The sequence below is a fragment of the Bradyrhizobium sp. 956_D2_N1_4 genome (assembly GCF_052076025.1).
In the GTDB taxonomy this organism is placed as follows: domain Bacteria; phylum Pseudomonadota; class Alphaproteobacteria; order Rhizobiales; family Xanthobacteraceae; genus Bradyrhizobium; species Bradyrhizobium barranii.
On record NZ_CP197237.1, the window covers coordinates 2,888,037 to 2,903,464 of the forward strand.

At 65.3% G+C, this 15,428-nt stretch carries 15 protein-coding genes; 4 read left to right on the forward strand and 11 right to left on the reverse strand.

Annotated elements, in window-relative coordinates:
• Positions 1-33: 33 nt before the first annotated feature.
• On the forward strand, positions 34-1,083 hold the full coding sequence (locus tag AB7535_RS13260; protein WP_439036441.1) for a DUF2155 domain-containing protein: 1,050 nt from the start codon (positions 34-36) through the stop codon (positions 1,081-1,083).
• A 40-nt stretch (positions 1,084-1,123) separates the two neighbouring features.
• On the opposite strand, the gene aat is transcribed toward AB7535_RS13260, so the two are convergent.
• The 10 genes from aat to AB7535_RS13310 form a co-directional block, all read right to left on the reverse strand.
• A complete protein-coding gene (aat, locus tag AB7535_RS13265; protein WP_135213473.1) occupies positions 1,124-1,804 on the reverse strand; it encodes a leucyl/phenylalanyl-tRNA--protein transferase in 681 nt (226 codons plus the stop codon).
• A 47-nt stretch (positions 1,805-1,851) separates the two neighbouring features.
• On the reverse strand, positions 1,852-2,955 hold the full coding sequence (locus AB7535_RS13270; RefSeq protein ID WP_208086587.1) for a sensor histidine kinase: 1,104 nt from the start codon (positions 2,953-2,955) through the stop codon (positions 1,852-1,854).
• Positions 2,952-3,392 (reverse strand): response regulator, encoded by a 441-nt coding sequence (locus AB7535_RS13275; protein WP_063983554.1) that lies wholly within the window; start codon positions 3,390-3,392, stop codon positions 2,952-2,954. Before AB7535_RS13275 ends, AB7535_RS13270 begins: the two co-directional genes overlap by 4 nt.
• On the reverse strand, positions 3,389-4,906 hold the full coding sequence (locus AB7535_RS13280) for a sensor histidine kinase (protein ID WP_439036442.1): 1,518 nt from the start codon (positions 4,904-4,906) through the stop codon (positions 3,389-3,391). Before AB7535_RS13280 ends, AB7535_RS13275 begins: the two co-directional genes overlap by 4 nt.
• Before the next feature lie 103 nt (positions 4,907-5,009).
• Positions 5,010-6,365, reverse strand: a complete 1,356-nt coding sequence (accC, locus tag AB7535_RS13285) for an acetyl-CoA carboxylase biotin carboxylase subunit (protein WP_354123637.1) — start codon at positions 6,363-6,365, stop codon at positions 5,010-5,012.
• A 59-nt stretch (positions 6,366-6,424) separates the two neighbouring features.
• Positions 6,425-6,913 (reverse strand): acetyl-CoA carboxylase biotin carboxyl carrier protein, encoded by a 489-nt coding sequence (gene accB, locus AB7535_RS13290; protein WP_085401096.1) that lies wholly within the window; start codon positions 6,911-6,913, stop codon positions 6,425-6,427.
• A gap of 35 nt (positions 6,914-6,948) precedes the next feature.
• Positions 6,949-7,416 (reverse strand): type II 3-dehydroquinate dehydratase, encoded by a 468-nt coding sequence (gene aroQ, locus AB7535_RS13295; RefSeq protein ID WP_135213477.1) that lies wholly within the window; start codon positions 7,414-7,416, stop codon positions 6,949-6,951.
• A gap of 257 nt (positions 7,417-7,673) precedes the next feature.
• Positions 7,674-8,468: a DUF1236 domain-containing protein gene (locus AB7535_RS13300; RefSeq protein ID WP_063983551.1), complete on the reverse strand. Its 795-nt coding sequence runs from the start codon at positions 8,466-8,468 to the stop codon at positions 7,674-7,676.
• A gap of 237 nt (positions 8,469-8,705) precedes the next feature.
• Positions 8,706-9,473 carry a DsbA family protein gene (locus AB7535_RS13305; protein ID WP_439036443.1) on the reverse strand — a complete coding sequence of 256 codons (768 nt, stop codon included), beginning with the start codon at positions 9,471-9,473 and terminating at the stop codon, positions 8,706-8,708.
• Between the two features lie 98 nt (positions 9,474-9,571).
• On the reverse strand, positions 9,572-10,975 hold the full coding sequence (locus AB7535_RS13310) for a M48 family metalloprotease (protein WP_439036444.1): 1,404 nt from the start codon (positions 10,973-10,975) through the stop codon (positions 9,572-9,574).
• Positions 10,976-11,153: 178 nt separating this feature from the next.
• Between AB7535_RS13310 and AB7535_RS13315 the strand changes: the two genes are divergently transcribed.
• The 3 genes from AB7535_RS13315 to AB7535_RS13325 all read left to right on the forward strand — a co-directional run bounded on the left by AB7535_RS13315 (position 11,154) and on the right by AB7535_RS13325 (position 14,423).
• Positions 11,154-12,341 (forward strand): pyridoxal phosphate-dependent aminotransferase, encoded by a 1,188-nt coding sequence (locus AB7535_RS13315; protein ID WP_439036445.1) that lies wholly within the window; start codon positions 11,154-11,156, stop codon positions 12,339-12,341.
• A 106-nt stretch (positions 12,342-12,447) separates the two neighbouring features.
• Positions 12,448-13,005 (forward strand): biotin transporter BioY, encoded by a 558-nt coding sequence (locus tag AB7535_RS13320; RefSeq protein ID WP_439037342.1) that lies wholly within the window; start codon positions 12,448-12,450, stop codon positions 13,003-13,005.
• An 83-nt stretch (positions 13,006-13,088) separates the two neighbouring features.
• On the forward strand, positions 13,089-14,423 hold the full coding sequence (locus AB7535_RS13325) for a dicarboxylate/amino acid:cation symporter (RefSeq protein WP_135213481.1): 1,335 nt from the start codon (positions 13,089-13,091) through the stop codon (positions 14,421-14,423).
• Positions 14,424-14,458: 35 nt separating this feature from the next.
• Here AB7535_RS13325 and AB7535_RS13330 read toward each other — a convergent pair whose 3' ends face one another.
• The gene (locus AB7535_RS13330; RefSeq protein WP_439036446.1) at positions 14,459-15,343 is read right to left on the reverse strand and encodes an SDR family oxidoreductase; all 885 of its coding nucleotides are present in this window, start codon (positions 15,341-15,343) and stop codon (positions 14,459-14,461) included.
• Between the last annotated feature and the right edge of the window lie 85 nt (positions 15,344-15,428).

Genomic DNA, 15,428 nt, shown 5'->3' on the forward strand with positions numbered 1-15,428 from the left:
GGATGGCCTGCGAGCGGCGGTATCCCCTGTAGAATGTCCAGCAAGCCCGATTCGCTGTTGAAGCCGCGCGAGAAGATGGTTCGAACCTTTACCCTTACAAGACTTGCCCTGCCAGGTCTTGCGGCGCTTCTGGCCGCCACCGCATTGACGGTTGCGACGCCCGCGCAGGCGCAGATCGGCACGATCTTCTCCGACCCGCCGCCGCGGCCGCCGGGTTCGATTCCGCGTGGTCAGCCGCAGCCTCAGATCCCCGATGACGATGAAGAGGTCCCCGAGCTGCCGCCGCAGGGCCGCGTGCTGCCATCGCGCCCGATGGCGCCGCCGCCGGGCCGGCAAGGTAACGTGATGCCGGGGCCGGTCGAATCCCAGCCCCTGGCGCCGCCGCCGGGCTCAACCGTCGCTCCGCCAAACCAGCCGCCGTCCGTGGCGGTCGCTCCGCCCAATCCGCAAGCCGCCCCGGGTGCGCCCGGTCAGCGCCAGCCCCAGCAGAAGGGCGGGCCGGGCGGCCCTGTCCCGCAGACCCCGGCGAGCCTCCAGCCGGGCGACGAGGTCGTGACCGAGCCGCCGGCCCAGAAGATCGTGAACAAGAAGGCGACCTTCTCCGGCCTCGACAAGATCACCGGGCGCATCATCAATTTCGACGAGGACATCGGCGAGACCGTCCAGTTCGGCGCGCTGCGGGTCAAAACCGACGCCTGCTATACGCGGCCGGCGACGGAAGCCACCAATACCGACGCCTTCGTCGAGGTCGACGAGATCACCTTGCAGGGCGAGGTGAAGCGCATCTTCTCGGGCTGGATGTATGCGGCGAGCCCCGGCCTGCACGGCGTCGAGCATCCGATCTACGACATCTGGCTCACCGACTGCAAAGAGCCGCAGCAGACCATTGCGACCGCGGCGCCCGATCCGACCGCGGCAAAGCCGCCGGCTCCGCCGCCCGCGCAGAAGAAGGCGGCGCCACCCAAGCAGGCCGTGCAGCAGCGCCCGCCGCAGCCCTTGCCGCCGATCCAGCAGCAGCCGGCGCCGCCACCGCCGCCGGAGCAGCGGCCGGGCCTGTTCGGTATCCCGGGGTTTGGGCGTTAGACCAAATCCCCCGGGTTCGGGCGCTAGGCCCCATCACCGATTATGGCCGCGAGGCGACGATGTCGAGCGCGCGCGCGCCCGGGATCGCGTCACCGGCTGACAGCCTCAGGAAATCGCCGGGGTCGCCGGCGAGGGCCTTGTCGAGCAGTGCGGTGTAGCGCCGACGCGAAATCTCGACCGCGCCAAAACTCTTCAAATGATCAGTGACGTATTGCGTGTCGAGCAGCTCGAAGCCGCCATGGATCAGCCGCGCGACCAGGTGCACCAGCGCGACCTTCGAGGCATCGCGCGCGGTGTGAAACATGCTCTCGCCGAAGAAGGCGCGTCCGAGGCTGACGCCGTAGAGCCCGCCGACGAGGTCGTCGCCCTGCCAGGCCTCGACGCTGTGGCAATGGCCGAGCTCGTAGAGGCCGCCATAGAGGTCGCGAATCCGCTTGTTGATCCAGGTGTCCTCGCGCCCCGCCTGCGGCGCGGCGCAGCCGGCGATCGTTGCCTTGAACGCCGTGTTGACGGTGACGCGAAAGGCGTCCGTACGGACGGTGCGCGCGAGCCGCGAGGCCACGCGAAATCCCTCGAGCGGGATCACGCCGCGCAATTCCGGCTCGACCCAGAACAGGGTCGGATCGTCGGCGCTCTCGGCCATCGGAAAAATGCCGCAGGCATAGGCACGCAACAGCACGGCCGGCGTGATTTCAGACGAAGCGGAGTCGCGCGAAGTCATGGCGCAACAATAGCAGGATCGTGGAGGTGTTGCGAAGGGGGCGAGGGTCAGCCTGCGGCGGCGTTGTTGGTCTTGTCGGGGGCCGCGGGCGTGCGGCGGAACCTCAGCATGACGCGAGTTCCGGAATGGGCGGGGTCGCGCTCGACGGTGGCGTCGAGCTTGGTGGCCATCGCCGCGACGATGCGCTGGCCCATGCCGGTCGAGCGCGGATCCGCCTTGACCTTGTCGCCGACGCCGTCGTCGGTGATCGCCAGCAACAGATCCTCGCCCTGCGAGGTCAGCTCGACATGGATGGGGCCGGCGCCGTCCGGATAGGCGTATTTCACCGCGTTCATCACCAGCTCGTTGACGATGATGCCGACGGCGACGGCGCGGTCCGGATCGATCTCGATCGGCTCGGCCTTCACCGTCAGCCGCGACATCCGGTTGCCTTCGGCCGAGCGCCTGAGATCCTCGAGCAGCGAATCCAGATACTGGTTCAGCACCACGCTCTTCAGGTCCTGCGAGGTGTAGAGCCGGCGGTGCACCTGCGCGACCGCGGCGACGCGGCCCATCGCGTTGGTCAGCGCCGCCTTGACCTCTTCCTGGCCTGCGGAGTTCGCCTGCAGATGCAGCAGCGAAGCGATGATCTGGAGCGAGTTGCCGACGCGGTGATTGACCTCGCGCAGCAGCAGCTCGCGTTCGGCGGCGAGTGCGGCGTAGCGGTCGCGCGATGCGTGGATCTCGGCTTCGGCTTCCTCGCGCGCCTTCTGCAATTCGGCCTGGCGCAGTGCGCCGTCGGCGGCGACGTGGAGCAGGGGGATGAAATCGCCCTTGACGTCCTTGACGAGATAATCGGCCGCGCCCGCCTTCAGCGCGGTGACCGCGATGCTGGAATCCTGCGACGCGGTGACGAACACCACGGGCGGCGCGCCTGGTATCGCCATGATCTGCTCGAGCGTCTCCAGCCCGTCGAGGCCGGGCATGTACTGGTCGAGCGCCACGACGTCGATGCAGCCGTCGGTCTCCGCGCGGCGGATACGCTCCAGGCCTTCCTCGCCGCTCGCGGCATGAATGACCTTGTAGCCGCGTCGCGTCAGGCCGCGCTCGACCAGGCGGGCCAAGGCCGCGTCGTCGTCGATGTAGAGCAGTGTAGGCGGGTGCTGGTTCATGAGGCGGCGGGCGGGACCTGGATGACCGAGAAGAACAGGCCGAGCTGCCGGATGGCATTGGCGAAATTCTCGTAGTTCACGGGCTTGGTGATGTAGACGTTGCAGCCGAGTTCGTAGCAGCGCTTGATTTCCTGGCTGTCGTCGGTGGTGGTCAGCACCACCACGGGCGAGGCCTTCAGGTATTTGTTCTCCTTGATCTGCTTCAGGATGTCGATCCCGGTCATGTCGGGGAGATTGAGATCGAGCAGGATCAGGAGCGCATTGCCCTTCTGCACGAGCCCGCTGCCGTCGGAGCCGAACAGGTGCTTCACCGCGTCCGTGCCGTTGGCGAAGGGGATGATCTCGTTGTTGACGCCGGATCGGCGGATGTTGCGCTCGATCAGCCGGGCGTGGCCCTCGTCGTCCTCGATCATGATGATGGTGACGGGTTGAGTCATTGGTCGGCGTTCCGGTTGCTTGCGTTCCAGGTGATGGGCAGCGTGATGGTGAAGGTGCTGCCCGTATTCAGTTCCGATGATACCGACATGGTACCGCCGAGGCGGCGCACAAGTGCGCGCACATGCGCAAGACCGATGCCCTGACCAGGCTTGTCCTGGGTTCCCGCCCGGCGAAACAGGTCGAAAATCCGCTGGTGATCTTTCGGATCGATCCCGCGGCCATTATCGCTGATCTCGAAGATAGCGTAGCCAAGCTTGGTGCGCCCGCGGATTCTGATCTCGCCGGGGGCGCCGGCCTTGAGATATTTGATGGCGTTGTCGATCAGATTGGAGAAGATCTGCTCCAGCGCAAGGCGGTCGCTGACGAGATCCGGCAGCGGCGCGACATGGATCTCGGCCTGCGCTTCGGCGGACTGATGCGCCAGCGTCGAGACGATGGCTTCGATCAGCTCGCGGGTGTCGATCTTCTCGGGCACGAATTCGCGCCGGCCCTCGCGGGTGAGGTTGAGGATCGCCGAGATCAGGCGGTCCATCTTGGCGATCGACGATTTGATGAAGCCGAGCGCTTCGGAAAAATCCGTTGAAAGCTGCTTGTCGGGGCCTTCGAGCGTGACCTCGCCGTCAGCTAGCGGCGGGCCATCGGCCGGGACATGGGTAAGGCCGCCGATACGGCGGAAAATGTCGCCGCTGAGCTCTTCGAGTTCGCTGGTGAAGCCCATGATGTTGACGAGTGGCGAGCGAAGATCGTGACTGACGATATAGGCAAAGCGCTGAATCTCGTTGTTGGCCTCGCGCAGGTCTGCCGTGCGTTCGTCGACCACGGTCTCGAGGTTGGCGTAGGCGTCGCGCAGGCGCGTCTCGGCCTCGTCGCGGGCCAGCACCGAGCGCCGCACCAGCCAGATCGAGATCAGGGTCAGCAGCACCACGAGGCCCGAACCGATGCCGGTCATCGAGGCCGCCAGCGTCTGGCTGCGGTCGGAATTGGCCGATCGGAGCCGGAACAGACGCTCCTCCTCCTGGATCATGGAGACGGCGACTTTGCTGATCTCGGCCGTGGTGTCGGTGGAGGCGGCCTCGCGGACCTGCGCTATGGCCTTGTCCGGCCGATTCTGGCCGATGAAGTCCAGCTCCTGCTTGAATTGTCCCAGCCGGATTTCGATGGCCGCGCTCAGCTTCTCGATGTTGCCGCGTTGGTCCGGATTATCGCGGGTCAGGCGCGTGAGCTTGTCGAGGGCAGGTATGATCGCTGCCACGGCTTTCTCATGGTCGGCCTTGAAATCCGTCCCTTGGGTCAGGAGATAGCCGCGGGCGGCGCTCTCGGCACGCCGGATTTCCAGCAGCAGGGCGTTGATCTGATTCTCCGCCTCGATGGTGTGGATCACCCATTTGCTATCGTCTCTGGCCTTGTTGACCAGGTAGACGGAGCCGGCGCTGATCACGGTCAGCACCAGAAGACCCGCCGAGAACAGCAGGATCTGCCACATGGAGCGCCGTCGTTGCGCTTCAGTCGTCACGACGGTCTCGCTTCGTCACGTCAACGGAACTCAAAAGGCCCCCTCGGAACTGTCCCCGTCCAGAACGCGATGGGGGCCAAAGGGTTCCACGGGAGGAGAGGGGTCACCCCGCGACCGGTTCCTTGCCCGCGAGGTACTGTTCCAGCCAGTGGATATGATAGTCGCCGTTGATGATGTCGTCCTGGCGCACCAGGTCGCGGAACAGCGGCAGCGTCGTCTCGATACCCTCGACCACCATCTCGTCCAGTGCCCGGCGCAGCCGCATCAGGCATTCGGCGCGGGTCTTGCCGTGGACGATGAGCTTGCCGACGAGGGAGTCGTAATAGGGCGGGATGGTGTAGCCCTGATAGACCGCAGAATCGATGCGCACGCCGAGCCCGCCGGGCTGGTGATATTGCGTGATGCGGCCCGGCGAGGGACGGAAGCTCTGCGGGTTCTCGGCGTTGATACGGCACTCGATCGCGTGGCCGATGATCTGAATCTCGCTTTGCTTGGCCGGCAGATCGCCGCCGGCAGCGATGCGGATCTGCTCCAGCACGAGGTCGATGTCGGTGATGCTCTCGGTGACGGGATGCTCGACCTGGATGCGGGTATTCATCTCGATGAAGTAGAACTCGCCGTCCTCGAACAGGAATTCGATGGTGCCGACGCCGAGATATTTCATCTCGCGCATCGCCTTGGCGCAGGTCTCGCCGATCTTGGCGCGTGCAGCGGCGGCAAGGACGGGCGAGGGACCTTCCTCCCAGACCTTCTGGTGGCGGCGCTGCAGCGAGCAATCGCGCTCGCCGAGATGGATCGCGCCGCCGCGGCCGTCACCGAGGATCTGGATCTCTATGTGACGCGGCTTCTGGAGGTATTTTTCGAGATAGACGGACGCGTCACCGAAGGCGGACTTGGCCTCGTTGGCTGCCGTCGACAGCGCCACCTGGAGGTCGGCCTCGCTCTGCGCGACCTTCATGCCTCGGCCGCCGCCGCCGGCGGCTGCCTTGACCAGCACGGGGAAGCCGATCTTCCTGGCGATCGCCATCGCGTCGTCCTCGGGGCCGACCGCGCCGTCCGAGCCGGGCACCACGGGAATGCCGAGCTTCCTGGCCGTTTTCTTGGCCTCGATCTTGTCGCCCATCAGGCGGATGTGCTCGGCCTTGGGGCCGATGAAATGCAGATTGTGCTCGCCAAGGATTTCGGCGAAGCGCGCGTTCTCGGAGAGGAAGCCGTAGCCGGGATGCACGGCATCCGCGCCGGTGATCTCGCAGGCCGCGAGCAGCGCGGGCACGTTGAGATAGCTGTCCTTGGACGGCGGCGGCCCGATGCAGACGCTCTCGTCCGACAGGCGCACATGCATGGCGTCGGCGTCGGCAGTGGAGTGCACGGCCACGGTCGCGATGCCGAGCTCCTTGCAGGCGCGCAGGATGCGAAGGGCGATCTCGCCGCGATTGGCTATGAGGATCTTGTCGAACATGGTGTCCTTAAGGGACTGGCGCGCGGGAAGCGGCTAGGGCGGCTGACCGCCCACGACCATTACTCAATGATGACGAGCGGCTCGCCGTACTCGACCGGCTGGCCGTCTTCGACCAGGATCTGCGTCACCGTGCCGGCGCGCGGCGAGGGGATCTGGTTCATGGTCTTCATGGCTTCGATGATCAGCAGCGTCTGGCCGACCGAGACCTTGCTGCCGACCTCGATGAACGGCTTGGCGCCGGGCTCCGGCGCCCAATAGGCGGTGCCGACCATCGGCGAGATCACCGCGCCCGGATGCTTCGACAGGTCGGCCGCGGCCGGCGCGGCGGCAGCTGCGGCCGCCGGCAGGATGGCGGGAGCGGCCGCCATCTGCATCGGCATGGTGGCGGCGACGCTGATGTTGCGGGCGACGCGCAGGCGAAGGCCGGCCCGTTCGATCTCGATCTCGGTGAGGCTGGTCTCATCGAGCAGAAGTGCGAGCTCGCGGACGAGCGCGGAATCCTCGCTGGAAAACTTTACGGCTGCTTTGTCGTCTGGCTGGCGCGCCATGTTCTGATCCGAATGTTCTGTGTGAAGAGGGAGCGTCAGGCTTTGGGCTTGATGCCGAGCTTGGCGGCAAGGCCCTGGATCGCGAGGCGGTAGCCCTCGATGCCGAAACCGCAGAGCGAGGCGAAGGCCGCGCGCGCGGTGTAGGAATGGTGACGGAAGCTCTCGCGGGCGTGGATGTTGGTCACGTGCACTTCGACGGTCGGGATCTGCACCGCGAGCAGCGCGTCGTGCAGCGCGATCGAGGTGTGCGAATAGCCGCCGGCATTGATGATGATGCCCTTCATCTTGCGGGCATGCGCCTCGTGGATGAAGTCGATCAGTTCGCCTTCGCGGTTCGACTGCCGGCAGTCGGCCTTGAGGCCGTATGCCGCCGCCGCTTCACGGCACAGCGTTTCGACGTCGGCCAGCGTCGCATGGCCATACTTCTCGGGCTCGCGCGTCCCCAACATGTTGAGGTTCGGCCCGTTGAGAACGAGGATCGTGTCGGTTGCTGGTTCGGCCATTCCAATCCCGCAAGAGGTGCTTCGGCGTGGCGGGGGTTATAGGTAACAAAGCGCCCTAGGGGAAGCCTTGAAGGACCTCCCAGGGGGCTTCAAACAGCTCATCCGGGGTGCAAAAACCTGTGCGGAAGTTACGGAAATTGCTTGTTAACCAGTTCTAATCGTGGCTGCCGGGCGGGATAGGCAGGGGAGGCCGCCCAATAGGCCAAAAGCCCCTGCCGATCTCTCGGCAAGGGCTTATCGGGCGTCAGCCAGGCGGCTTAGCCTTCGATGATGTACACGATCTCGCGCGTCTGCGGACGGACGATGATGTACTGTCCGCGGACGTAGATCACGTCATAGCCGCGCCACTCCGGATAGATTTCCACGATCCGGGGCGGCAGCGGATGGAAGCGAACGGACGCCGGGATCGCGGCGCCGACCGAGATGTTGAAGTTGACGTTGGTGGTCTCTTCGATCTTGGTCGACTTGATCGCCGTTGAGATCTCGGTCCGCTTCTCGGCAGGCGGTGCCGCAGCGGTCGCAGGCGCGGCGCCGGTCGTGGTCTGAGACTTGGTGTCGGCAGCCTTGCTGTCCGCGCCCTTGGTCTGGGCGTTCATGTTGCCGCTCTTGGTGTCAGTCTCGGTGCTCTTGGACTTGTCCATCTGGGACTTGTCCATCGTGCTCTTGGACTTGTCCTGCGCGCCCTGGGCGTGCTCACCCTTCGTCGCGCCGGCCTTCTCGTCAGCCGCGTTCTTGTTCATCGTGCCGGATTTTTCCATCCCGCCTGACTTTTCCATCGCACCGGATTTCTCCGTCGCGCCAGACGACTTCTCCTCGGCTGCTCCGCCGGGCTTCATGGCGCCGCCAGCCTGGCCGACGGTGCCCCTCTCGGGAGCGGCTTCCTTGCCCATCGCGCCACGCTCAGCTGCGCCGCCGGCGGGTTGCGAATGTTGCGTCGGCTGCGCGCCGGCCCCGCCACCGCTATCGCGGTTCATGGTGCCCTGTGCGTTCGCCAGTCCGGTGCCCGCCACGAGCGCGAGTGCGGCAACCGAGATCATAAAGCGGTTAGACATCAAATTTCTCCTCACGTGTTTCTTTGCGTCATTGCCCGCGCCACCAACGAAAGGAGATTTGAGTTGTTCCGGAACATCGGCGGTTCCAGGGTATTTGTTTCTTAAACGCGAGATGAATGCGCGCGCCGGATTCGCGCCAGAATTCACGCAAAGCTGCGGTCAACGAAAAAGGCCGGCTGTTCAGCCGGCCTCGTCGCATGCGCAGATTGTGAAATGCGGGATCAGCAGGTCGCCTTGTTAGCAAGTCGCCTTGCCGCAACGGGCAACGCCGATCTTTTCCTTCAGGCCTTCGAGGCCGACGGCGCCGATCACGATCTGCTTGCCGATCACGTAGCTCGGCGTGCCGTTCATGCCCATCGCTTCGGCGAGCTTGAAATTCTCCTCGATGGTGGCGCGCACCTCGGGGCTGCCGATGTCCTTCTCGATCTTCGCTGTGTCGAGGCCGGCTTCCTTGGCCGCCTGCAGCGCGCGCGCCTTGTCGGCGGCGCCACGGCCGCCGAGCAGCTTCTGGTGGAAGTCGAGATACTTCTTGCCGGTGGGATCCTGCATGCGCACGGCGACCGCGACCTGCGCCGCTTCGACCGAGCCCTGGCTCAGCACCGGAAACTCCTTCAGCACGACCTTCAGCTTCGGATCGGCCTTCATGAGGTCGAGCATGTCGCCCATCGCGCGCTTGCAGTAGCCGCAATTGTAATCGAAGAACTCGACGAAGGTGACGTCGCCGTCCTTGTTGCCGAGCACGACCTGGCGCGGCGAGTTGAAGATCGCATCCGAATTCTGCGCGATGCTGGCTTCGTGCTTCTGCGTTTCGGCCGCGGCCTGGCGCTTGGTGAGCTCGGTCATCGCTTCCTCGAGCACCTCGGGATGGGTGACGAGATAGTTCTTGATGATCGCCTCGATGTCGGTGCGCTGGGCATCGGAGAAGCTGTCGGCCGACGCGGGCGCGGCTGCGCCGAACAGGGCGAGCGCGAACAGCGCGGGAGCAAGCAGGCGCAGCGAAGGCATGGGCAAATCCTCTTATCGAAAGCTGGTTTCGGAAAACGTCCCGGCGGACTTAAGCTCGGTGTCGTGACGTCGTGGTGTCAGGCGTCGTCTTGGTCGCGTTAGTTGCGCGGCGGCTTGGCCGCCACGATATCGTCGGCCTTGACCCATCCGGGCGTGCCGACGGCGAAACGGGTTTTCGCGCGCGTGGCGAGCTCGCGGGCGGTCTTGTTGTCGCCGCGCAGATAAGCGGCCTGCGCCGACGCCAGATCCGCCTCGGCATAGTCGCCCTTCCGGCCATAAGCCATCGCGAGTTGCATATAGCCGAGCGCAGCCTCCGGTTCCCGTGCCACCGCGGCCCGGAGAATCCGAACGGCATCATCGGTGTAGGCCTTATTATCCGATCCAACCAGAGCCTGCCCAAGTAACATCTCGATGAGGGGCGCGTTGTTGGACAGCTGCACCGCCTTGCGCAGGGCAGGGATCGCCTCGGCCGGCTTGCCGCCCTCGAGCAGTGCCTGGCCGCGCACCTCGTAGAAATACGGGTTGTTCGGCTGGACCTGGATCAGCGCGTCGATCTGGGCCAGGGCGCTGCGTAGATCGCCGTGTAGATAGGTGCTGATGGCGCGGGCATAGCGCGCCGGCATGCTGTCGTTCGTCTGGGGGTAGCGGCGGTAGACCGTCTCCGGCCGCTCCATGAACGCGGAGATCTTGGCGCGCGCCATGTCGTGGCGGAGCTGGAGCGCGGGATCGTCCTTCTTGTCCCAATAGGGGCTGGAACTGGCGAACTCCTGAAGCGATGCGACACGCTCGGCGGGCATCGGATGCGACTGGAGATAGGGATCGGCGCCGCGGGATGCGAACAGGCTCTCGCTGGTGAAGCGCTTGAAGGTCTCGTACATGCCCTTCGGCGACTGCTGGGTCGCGGTCAGGAATTTCACGCCGGCGCGGTCGGCGTTCTCCTCCTGCTGGCGCTGATAGGACAGCAGCGTGCGGCGGATCATCTCCTGCGGTCCGGCGATGGCGGCGGCACCGGCATTGGCGAGGCCGTTGTTGCCGGCGCTGTTGCTGCCTCGGGTGCTACCCACGGCAATCGCGCCGGCCCCGAGCAGCATGGCGATGATCATCTGGGTCTGTGCGTTGGCGAGCTGTTCGCGCAGCTTGGACAGATGGCCGCCGGCCAGATGCCCGGTCTCGTGCGCGAGCACGCCGATGATCTGGTTCGGCGTCTCCGACTGCATGATCGCGCCGTAATTGACGAAGATGCGGCGGCCGTCCGCGACGAACGCGTTGAACGAGCTTTCGTTGATGATCACCATCTGGATGTTCTGCTTTTCCAGACCGGCAACGCGCAGGATCGGGCGCGTGTATTCGCGCAGCAGCTGCTCGGTTTCGGTGTCGCGCAGGATCGGCGGCCCCTTGGCCTGCGCATGCGCGGCCGGCGTCGGCAACAGCGCGATCGCCGCGGCAGTGACGAGGGCGGTGAGGGAGGAGGCCTTCTTGCGCAATGCGATCTGGAGCAACATCAGGCGGTCTGGGTCAAACGGTCTTGATCAAGCAGTTTCGTGATTGGTTTTTGGCGATTGGCGGCGGACCGGATACGAGATATGCCCTTATGAGCCGTACAATGCGGCCAGTCTGGGGCGCAAGCGCCCCGTTTCCCGGACCGAACCAACCGGTTCGCCAGCGAAATAGCAGAATTCGATGCACGATGCGACATTGAGGAACCGGGTGGGGCAGTGGCTCGAGCCCTCCCGCCGCAGCGATGTTCCCCCGTTCATGGTGATGGACGTGATGGCCGCCGCGGCCCGAATCGAGGCGGCAGGCGGCCATGTCATCCACATGGAGGTCGGCCAGCCCGCAACCGGCGCCCCAAAGACCGCGATCGCGGCCGCCCATGCGGCGCTCGAGGCGGGGCGGATCGATTACACCTCCGCGCTCGGCATCCCCTCATTGCGCGAACGCATCGCGCGCCACTATCGGGATGCCTATGGCTGTGATGTCAGCCCCGAGCGGATCGTGGTGACGACAGGCTCCTCCGGCGGTTTCATCCTGGCCTTCCTGTCGATGTTCGCGCCCGGCGACCGCGTCGCCGTGACGGTGCCGGGCTATCCGCCCTATCGTCACATCCTCACCGCGCTCGGTTGCGAGCCGGTGCTGATCGAGACCACCAATGACACGCGCCACGCGCTGACCGGCGAGGCGCTGCTGGCGGCGCATCGCAAGGCGCCGCTGAAGGGTGTGCTGGTCGGCAGTCCGGCCAATCCGACCGGGACGATGATGTCCCGCGAGGCGCTCGCCGGCCTGATCGCTGCGGCGGAAGACGCCGGCATCTGCTTCATCTCGGACGAAATCTATCACGGGCTCGACTACGCGTTTCCGGCGGCAACGGCGGCGGCGCTGTCGGAGCACGCACTCGTGATCAACTCGTTCTCGAAATATTTTTGCATGACGGGCTGGCGCGTCGGCTGGATGGTCGTGCCCGAGATCCTGGTGCGGCCGATCGAGCGGCTGCAGCAGAACCTGTCGATCTCGGTGCCGTCATTGTCGCAAATCGCGGCCGAAGCGGCCTTCGACGGCGCGGCCGAGATGGAGGAGATCAAGCACGGCTATCAGGAAAACCGGCGCATCCTGATCGAGGGATTGCCCAATGCGGGCCTCAGCAAGTTCCTGCCTGCCGACGGCGCCTTCTATCTCTATGCCGACGTCTCGGACTTCACCTCGGACAGTTTCGAGTTTGCCAAGCAGATGCTGGAGCAGGCGCACGTTGCGGCCACGCCGGGTCTCGATTTCGATCCGATCCATGGTCGTTCGTTCATACGGCTTTCCTATGCGCGTTCGGCAGCGGAGATGCGGGAGGCAGTTGACCGGATCGCTCACTGGCTTAAATAGCCGCGAGTTTTCGACAGCCGTTTCGACACCAGCCCTGCGGAGTTCAACTTTGTCTGACCGTTCCCTCCCGTCCGTCGCCACGCCGCATTCTCCTCTCGCCGCATTGATGTGGCCGACCCGTCCGGGTGAAACCGTCGGCGCACTTCGCGCCGTCGTGCTGATTGCGCTCGGCACCGCTTTGATGGCGCTATCAGCCAAGGTGAATCTGCCACTGCCTTACGTGCCCATGACCCTGCAGACGCTGGTCGTGCTGATGATCGGCGCCGCCTATGGCTGGCGCCTTGGCAGCGCAACCATGATCGCCTACCTCGCCGAAGGCGCGATGGGGCTGCCGGTGTTCGCCGGTCCGGTCGGTGGAATTGCACCGCTGCTCGGCCCGACTGCCGGCTATCTGTATGGCTTCGTGCTGGCTGCCTTCATCACCGGCTGGCTGGCCGAGCGCGGCTGGGATCGCAACGTCGTGTTCCTGTTTGGAGCAATGGCGCTCGCCCATGTCGTCATCTTCATCGCCGGCTTCGGCTGGCTGGCCTACGTCATCGGCCTTGGCGCAACCAAGGCTTGGGCGGTCGGCGTCGCGCCGTTCATTGCGGCATCGGTGGTCAAGAACGCGCTGGGCGCCGCGCTGATGCCGGCGGCCCGTCGGATCGTCGATCGACGCGGGTAAAGCGCACCATTCCGAGCAGTTCCGATTGACAGAGCCGGCCAAGTTGATCTTGGCTGGCTCTGAGTTTGAGGGGGAGTGAAACAATGACGACGACAACGATGGCGGGGGCGCCGGTCGCGCCGGCCGCCGCCAAGCCTTGGTACAAGGTTCTCTACGTCCAGGTGCTGATCGCCATCGTGCTCGGCGCCTTGGTCGGCTGGCTGTGGCCGTCGCTCGCCACCAACGAGTGGATCAAGGCGATGGGCGACGGCTTCATCAAGCTGATCAAGATGGTGATTGCGCCGATCATCTTCTGCACCGTGGTCTCCGGCATCGCGCATATCCAGGACGCAAAGAAGGTCGGCCGCATCGGCGTCAAGGCGCTGGTCTATTTCGAGGTCGTCTCGACCTTCGCGCTGGTGATCGGACTCATCATCGGCAACCTGGTGAAGCCGGGTGCGGGCTTCGGCAGCGCCGCCGCCAACGCGCAGGCCGTCGCCAACTACGCCAAGCAGGCCGAGGGCCAGAGGTCGGTCGACTTCATCCTGCACATCATCCCCGACACCGTGGTCGGCGCCTTCGCGCAAGGCGAGATCCTGCAGGTGTTGCTGTTCTCGGTGCTGTTCGGCTTCGCCATCATGGGCCTCGGCGAGCGCGGCCATACCATCCGCAGCTTCATCGATGACGCCGCGCATGCGGTGTTCGGAGTCATCTCCATCGTGATGCGCGCGGCGCCGATCGGCGCCTTCGGCGCAATGGCCTACACCATCGGCAAGTTCGGCACCGGGGCGATCCTCAACCTGGTCGGCCTGATCGCGACGTTCTACGTCACCGCGGCGCTGTTCGTATTCGTCGTGCTCGGAACCATCGCGCGCCTCGCCGGCTTCTCCATCTTCAAGTTCCTCGCCTACATCAAGGACGAGCTGCTGATCGTGCTCGGCACCTCGTCCTCGGAAAGCGCGCTGCCGTCCTTGATGGAGAAACTCGAGCGCCTCGGCTGCTCGAAGTCGGTGGTCGGCCTCGTGGTGCCCACGGGCTATTCGTTCAATCTCGACGGCACCAACATCTATATGACGCTGGCGACGCTATTCATCGCGCAGGCGCTTGGCTTCGATCTCACCTTCGGCCAGCAGCTCACCATCCTGGTGGTGGCGATGCTGACCTCGAAGGGTGCCTCCGGCATCACCGGCGCGGGCTTCATCACGCTGGCCGCGACGCTCGCCGTGGTCGATCCGCGCCTCGTGCCGGGCATGGCGATCGTGCTCGGCATCGACAAGTTCATGAGCGAGTGCCGCGCGCTGACCAACCTCTGTGGCAACGGCGTGGCCTGCGTGATCGTCGCCTGGTGGGAGGGTGAGCTCGACCGCGACAAGCTCAACGCCAACCTCGCCAGACAGATCGATCCGACCGACTTGGAAACGGCCGTCACGACGGACTGATCTGCAAGCGGAATCTGACGGCGCGGGCGGCGCCGTCAGACCTCGAAATAATGGGGCTGGTCGAGATCGTCGATCAGCCCTTTTTCTTTCGGCGCCCAGCCGAGCAAAGCGCGCGTCTTGGCGCTTGAGGTCGGAACGTCGATGCCGGCGAACTGTGCGAACCAGCCGAAATGCGCGGCCGCTTCCTCGGGCGATTTGGACACGACGGGGACGCCGAGCCGTCGGCCGATCACCTCTGCAATCGCCTTGAACGGCACGCATTCCTCGGCGATCGCATGATAGCGCCGCGCGGTCGCACCTTGCTCCAGCGCGAGACGATAGACGCGCGCGGCGTCGAGGCGGTGCGCGGCCGGCCAGCGGTTTTGGCCTTCGCCGATATAGGCCGCGGCGCCTTTCTCCCGGGCGAGCGCGATCAGGCGCGGCACGAAGCCGTGGTCGCCCTCGCCATGGGTCGTGGGCGGCAGCCGCACGATGCCGGTGCGGACGCCGCGCTCTGCGAGGTCTTCGGCACTGGCTTCCGAGACGCGCGGAAAGTGGCGGGCCGCCGCATCGTCTTCGGTCGCGAGCCGTCCGGGCGCCAGCAGCGCCACACCTGATGTGACGATGAGAGGGCGGTCGGAGCCTTTGAGCTCCTCACCGAGCGCGAGGATCGCGCGGCGGTCGAGCTCGCAATTGTCGGCGAATTTCGAGAAGTCGTGGTTGAAGCCGAGATGCAGCACACCGTCCGAAGCGGCGGCGCCGCCGCGTAAGGAGGCATGATCCTCCAGCGACCCACGATGGACCTCGGCGCCCATCGCGGTGAGCGCTGCGGCGCCGGCATCGGAGCGGGCGAGGCCGAGTACGCTATGGCCGGCGGCCATCAGGTCTCGAACGACGGCGGAACCGACGAAGCCGGTGGCACCGGTAACGAAAACACGCATGCGAAATCTCCTGGTGTTGGTGGAGAGAACCATCTGCGCTACAGTTATCCGGGTAAAGTAGTGACCTTATCAGGGTATAATAGCT

Bases quoted from the DNA above. Each gene is read 5' to 3' on its own strand.
- AB7535_RS13260 (WP_439036441.1), top strand. From the start codon at position 34: ATGTCCAGCAAGCCCGATTCGCTGTTGAAGCCGCGCGAGAAGATGGTT.
- aat (WP_135213473.1), bottom strand. From the start codon at position 1,804: ATGACTTCGCGCGACTCCGCTTCGTCTGAAATCACGCCGGCCGTGCTG.
- AB7535_RS13270 (WP_208086587.1), bottom strand. From the start codon at position 2,955: ATGAACCAGCACCCGCCTACACTGCTCTACATCGACGACGACGCGGCC.
- AB7535_RS13275 (WP_063983554.1), bottom strand. From the start codon at position 3,392: ATGACTCAACCCGTCACCATCATCATGATCGAGGACGACGAGGGCCAC.
- accC (WP_354123637.1), bottom strand. From the start codon at position 6,365: ATGTTCGACAAGATCCTCATAGCCAATCGCGGCGAGATCGCCCTTCGC.
- accB (WP_085401096.1), bottom strand. From the start codon at position 6,913: ATGGCGCGCCAGCCAGACGACAAAGCAGCCGTAAAGTTTTCCAGCGAG.
- aroQ (WP_135213477.1), bottom strand. From the start codon at position 7,416: ATGGCCGAACCAGCAACCGACACGATCCTCGTTCTCAACGGGCCGAAC.
- AB7535_RS13300 (WP_063983551.1), bottom strand. From the start codon at position 8,468: ATGTCTAACCGCTTTATGATCTCGGTTGCCGCACTCGCGCTCGTGGCG.
- AB7535_RS13305 (WP_439036443.1), bottom strand. From the start codon at position 9,473: ATGCCTTCGCTGCGCCTGCTTGCTCCCGCGCTGTTCGCGCTCGCCCTG.
- AB7535_RS13310 (WP_439036444.1), bottom strand. From the start codon at position 10,975: ATGTTGCTCCAGATCGCATTGCGCAAGAAGGCCTCCTCCCTCACCGCC.
- AB7535_RS13315 (WP_439036445.1), top strand. From the start codon at position 11,154: ATGCACGATGCGACATTGAGGAACCGGGTGGGGCAGTGGCTCGAGCCC.
- AB7535_RS13320 (WP_439037342.1), top strand. From the start codon at position 12,448: ATGTGGCCGACCCGTCCGGGTGAAACCGTCGGCGCACTTCGCGCCGTC.
- AB7535_RS13325 (WP_135213481.1), top strand. From the start codon at position 13,089: ATGACGACGACAACGATGGCGGGGGCGCCGGTCGCGCCGGCCGCCGCC.
- AB7535_RS13330 (WP_439036446.1), bottom strand. From the start codon at position 15,343: ATGCGTGTTTTCGTTACCGGTGCCACCGGCTTCGTCGGTTCCGCCGTC.